Raw genomic sequence first — 5,124 nt, forward strand, 5'->3', positions numbered from 1 at the left:
ACAACAATCATCCAAATAAAAAGCCTCCGAGATAAACCGGAGGCTGTTGTAGCCCCTGTGCCAGAAGGGGTCCCTTTTGGAAGCCGATCACCCCTCTAACGGGGTCCTTATTCCACGCCTAATCACAGTCCGGTTAACCGCAGCTGCAAGATTTGCAGATATCTAGCGGTCATGAGCCAAAGTCCTGTCAGCTACAAGCGCCATCATTTCCCATCATCTGTGATCGCCCATGCGGTCTGGCTGTATTTCCGGTTTCCACTGAGCCTGCGTCTGGTAGAGGAGATGCTGTTGGAGCGCGGTATCATCGTTTCCTATGAGACGATCCGCTGCTGGGCAAAGAAGTTCGGGCCAGTCTATGCTCGCCGCTTGCGTCGCAAAGTGCCGAACCCAACGGATGTATGGCATCTGGACGAGGTCGTGGTGACAATCGGCGGCCGCAAACACTGGCTCTGGCGGGCCGTCGACCAGGACGGCTATGTGCTCGACGAGATCGTCCAGGTACGCCGGAACACCAAGGCTGCCAAGCGCCTTTTGATCCGGCTGATGTCGAAGCAGGGAGGCGTACCCAAGCGCATCGTCACAGACAAGCTTGGCTCCTATGGTGCTGCGAGGCGCCAGATCATGCCGGCGGTCGAGCATCGATCGCACAAGGGGTTGAACAATCGAGCCGAAAACTCGCACCTGCCGCTGCGAAAACGGGAGCGGGTGATACAGCAGTTCCGTTCGGCAGGCGCATTGCAACGTTTCACCAGCGTCTTCTCCGCAGTCCGAAATCTCTTCGTCCCAACCCACCTGAAAAAGAACGCCATTGACATCCACCTGCATCGTCTCAGGGCGCTCGCACATTGGAAGGGCATGGCCGGGATCGCCGCATGATCACTTCGAGCCACTCGAATCCGAACTCGCCTACGTTAACCTGACATCACCGTTCGATGTGCCGAACTTCTTCTTCCACTCGTAGAGCGAATGTGGGCTGCACCCAGCCGCTGCGAGACCTCCGCTACCGGATAGCCCCGCTCAGTGATCTGACGCACCGCGTCGCGTTTGAACTCTTCTGTGAAATTCGATTTGCTCATGATCACCTTCTTACCTCATTTTTAGGCAGGAAGGTGTCGACAATTCGCGGGGCTATTCAACCTGCTGTATTGAATGGCGCACCATGCCGTAGCATTACCTACGCAGCGGAAATCGGCAGGACATAATATGATACGGTTTTTCATCTCATGCTACAGCTCTCGCAACGGAGGGGTAAGGCAGAACGATTGCGGCTTTTTCGGTCTCGGCCTAAGCGTCTGTATCGGCCTCCTCGCGGTGACGCTTTTAACGTTCATTCCACAGCCCGGCAACGCACAGGACCTGTCAGATGATGTCGTATCCGAAAGATTCTGGGCTCAAATACGCACCGACTCGCCGCGCTATACGATGGAAACATTCCTGAACGCGTCAGATGCACTGCAGAACAGTGTTGCAGCCTATCTTGAGGACCCAAGCCTGGAACTTCAGGCCGAGATCGCGCTTCTTTCAGACCTCCTTGTGGATCTTTTGGATCTGGAAAATGTGGCTGCGGCAACTCGTCGAGAAACAGGCATCAGAACATTTGAATATCTGATGGATATCTTTGGGCGCATTGGCCCTCCCGACGTTACGATGTTTCCCGATCTGGACATGGCCTCGGGAGCCGGGTCAGACAGTTTTCGGATACCGAATACGCCTTTGCGAATAGAGCGTGTTACAAACGGGCCGCGCAAAGGAGAATTTCTGTTTGCGGAAGAGACAGTTCGTGTTGCGCCGCGTTTCTTTGAAGCGGTTCGCCACCTGCCGTTGACAAGCCCTCTGGGTATTGAAAGCTGGGCGAGTTTCGGCCCTCAGCAGACAGGACCGCTTGTTCCCCCGGCCTTCGTGGAGGCCATGCCGCCGCTTCTGACCGAACTCTGGTTCGAGACCCCGGCCTGGAAGGTTATTTTTGAGACAGCATTGCTGCTCGTTTTCGCTTTGTTTCTTTTCGGAATTCACCATGCGGTTCGTTCAATTATCAAAACCGGTCGGGTGTCCGTCTTGGTGGCTCGCACCTTGGCTCCAGTGCTGTTGGTATATTGCGCGAGTTCAGTATTGCCTTTCATCGCGCTTCAGATTCATTTGTCCGGCTCCTTCGCCCGGTTCTATGATGTCGTGCTTACGATTGCCATTTATGGCGGATCGGCCTTCATCTTCTGGCTCCTGACCAGAATACTCGTCGAAACCATTATTCTGTCGCCACGCATCAGAGACGAAAGTCTTGACGCAGATCTACTTCGACTCGGGGGCGCAACGCTCGGCCTCTTCGGCTCGGTCTGCATCCTGGCGCTCGGCGGGCATGCTATCGGCTTGCCAGTTCTCAGCGTGGTGGCTGGACTTGGTATCGGGGGTCTAGCTGTTGCCCTTGCCGTGCGGCCAACGTTTGAAAATTTAATTGGAGGTGTAATCCTGTTCGTCGACAGGCCCGTTCGCGTTGGAGATTTCTGCAGCGTCGGCGATCAGAAGGGGACTGTTGAGGGGATCGGGATACGCTCGACAAAGCTGCGTGCGGTTGATCGCACGGTCATATCTATACCCAATGCACAGTTTGCGGATATGCAGATCATCAACTGGGCTCAATGCGATCAGATGTTGATCAATGAAACCATCGGACTGCGTTATGATACAGCTGAAGACCAGCTGCGCTACCTGTTGGTTGCGTTGCGACGCATGCTTCACGCCCACCCCCGTATTGATGCTGAAACCGTCCGGGTCCGCTTCGCCGGTTTTGGGGACAGCTCGTTGAAAGTTTCCATCCGAATCTACGCGCAAACGCGTGAGTGGAACGATTTTTTCGCGATCAGGGAGGATGTAGACCTCCGTATACTGAAGGCCGTCCACGAAGCCGGTACCGATTTCGCATTTCCTTCTCAGACCGTTTATATGGCCAAGGATCAAGGACGCGACGAGGAGCGCAGCACGCGTGCAGAAGATGCCGTGAAACGCTGGCGTGATACGGGGCAGCTGCCTTTCCCACGTTTGTCTCGTCAGGAACAGGAGCGTCTGAAAGGGACACTTGACTATCCGCCATATGGCAGCGCTGATGCAGATGACATAGTTGAACCGGAAGCGGCAGAACCGCTGTCCGATCCTTGTCAACCGCTACCGGAGCTGGCTGAAGAGGATTCAGAGGTGGAGACGTCTTCAACGTCCGAACGTACGCGGCACCAAGGGAGCTAGCTCAAGCGTTCTGGACTAAAAAGATCGATGGCGACGATAAAGTGGATCACGGGCAGATCTGGTCATGACCCAAGATCCCACATTTTGATCGGCGCCCGGTTAACGTTGCAGTGCCCCTGCGAAAGAGCGAATTTCCTATATTCCCGCATGCAATCATCAGATTGGTTGCAACAGAAGGAAACACCTCGAAGACCCAATCAATGGCCGACGACGTCGCGCCAAAGGCGAGCCAATGCATAAATTCTCTAAACACTCTGTCCCAACGCAGGGTTTTGAATTGCTCCTGTTCCGGCCCAAGAAAGCTTTGGACGAGCCATATCGGGGCTTTCACAAAACGCAAAAATTGCGTAATTGAGAATAATCACACAATGACAGCAGTGAGCGAAGATGGCCTCGACCACCCGTAAACCAAACCAGACCGATATCGCCGCTAGGCTCGGCGTTTCTGTCAGCACGGTTTCACGCGCGCTCGCCAATGAGGAGGGCATATCCGAAGCGGTGCGGCGAGATGTACAGCGCATGGCGCGGACCATGGGGTACAGGTCCAAGCACATATCGGGCCTGCGGGCGATGGTTCGCAGCGTGGTCACGCTCGTTCCCCTTGCCAATGCCACAGGCGGGCTTTCGAGCTTTTATGTCACATTCTCGATGCGATACGAAGCGAGGCGCGGGTCTGCGGCCTTGATCTCGACGTTCGCCTGATCGGCGAGCTGTCCGTCATCGAATGATTATGGACAGAATGCGGTTTGGATTTCAGGAGGATCTGGCTCGTCTGATGGGTTGATTTAAGCCACGTTTGCGTGGTGTTGCAAGCGTCGGTTCAAAATGGTCTGTTGCTTGATCCTCTTTCGCTGTTTCAGGATTTCATTCCCTCTGCCGAAATAGACATCCGCCGGTGTGAGATTGCCGAGGCTCTCGTGGTATCGGCTGTTGTTGTAATGGTCGATGAATGCGCCGATCTGCGCTTCCAGGTCTTCCGGAAAGAAGTAGTTTTCCAGCAGGATCCGGTTTTTCAGTGTCTGGTGCCAGCGCTCGATCTTGCCTTGTGTCTGCGGATGACCGGGGGCACCGTGAAGCTGCTCCATTTTCCTGTCCTTCAGCCAGTCCGCCAGGTCTTCGGCGATATAGCATCCGCCATTGTCCGACAGTAATCGCGGCTTGTGTTCGACCTTGACGCTGTCGCAGCCGGATGCGGAAAGTGCAATGTTCAGCGTATCTGTCACATCACCGACTTTCATATTCGTGCACAGCTTCCAGCCCACGATGTAACGCGAGAAGTCATCGAGGATGGTGGAAAGATAGAACCAGCCCCAGCCGATCACTTTCAAATAGGTGAAATCGTTTTGCCACATCTCATTGGGCCGAACGGTCTTGTCCTTGAACTCATTGTCCGCCTTGACGACGATGAAGGCTGGCGATGTGATCAGGTCATGGGCTTTGAGCAGGCGATAGACGGACGCCTCTGATACAAAATAGCTTTTTGTGTCGGTGAAGGTCACCGCCAACTCGCGCGGGGAGAGTTCCGGCTCTTCAAGCGCCAGTTCGATCACCTCCTCCCTGATAGCATCGGGAATACGGTTCCATACCCGTGACGGGGCGGACGAGCGATCCTCCAGCCCCTCTACGCCAAAGCGCTGGAAGCGGTCGTACCAGCGATAGAAGGTCTGTCGTGGAATGGCGAGATGTTCCAGTGTCTTCTTCACCGGCTGGTGCGATTGCTCAACCAGCCGGATGATTTCCAGCTTCTCAGAAGCGGGGTATCTCATTCTTCTGAGTCCCCATCCCCGATCATGCTTTTTTTGAGCAGGCGCAGCTCCAGCGTCTGCTCGGCCACGACCTCTTTCAGATCGCGTGTTTCCCGGCGCAACGCCTTCACCTCATCCGTGGTTG

3 protein-coding genes and 2 pseudogenes are annotated in these 5,124 nt (G+C 55.0%); 3 read left to right on the forward strand and 2 right to left on the reverse strand.

The genetic code is table 11. The features are described 5' to 3' along the window. Positions 1 to 171 precede the first annotated feature (171 nt). Entirely contained in the window at positions 172 to 876 is a 705-nt protein-coding gene (locus HPQ62_RS20780) for an IS6 family transposase (RefSeq protein WP_174804507.1), read from the forward strand. Positions 877 to 936: 60 nt separating this feature from the next. Here HPQ62_RS20780 and HPQ62_RS20785 read toward each other — a convergent pair. Beyond that, positions 937 to 1,076: pseudogene (locus HPQ62_RS20785) on the reverse strand (transposase); the annotation flags it as partial. 127 nt (positions 1,077 to 1,203) lie between these two features. On the opposite strand from HPQ62_RS20785, the gene HPQ62_RS20790 reads away from it, so the two are divergent. After that, entirely contained in the window at positions 1,204 to 3,234 is a 2,031-nt protein-coding gene (locus HPQ62_RS20790) for a mechanosensitive ion channel family protein (protein WP_174804508.1), read from the forward strand. Between the two features lie 387 nt (positions 3,235 to 3,621). Continuing rightward, the gene (locus HPQ62_RS20795; RefSeq protein ID WP_174804509.1) at positions 3,622 to 3,936 is read left to right on the forward strand and encodes a LacI family DNA-binding transcriptional regulator; all 315 of its coding nucleotides are present in this window, start codon (positions 3,622 to 3,624) and stop codon (positions 3,934 to 3,936) included. An 83-nt stretch (positions 3,937 to 4,019) separates the two neighbouring features. Here the strand turns inward: HPQ62_RS20795 and HPQ62_RS20800 are convergent. After that, positions 4,020 to 5,124 (reverse strand): annotated as a pseudogene (locus tag HPQ62_RS20800) (IS3 family transposase); the annotation flags it as partial.

The sequence above is a fragment of the Martelella limonii genome, from assembly GCF_013344475.1.
In the GTDB taxonomy this organism is placed as follows: Bacteria; Pseudomonadota; Alphaproteobacteria; order Rhizobiales; family Rhizobiaceae; genus Martelella; species Martelella limonii.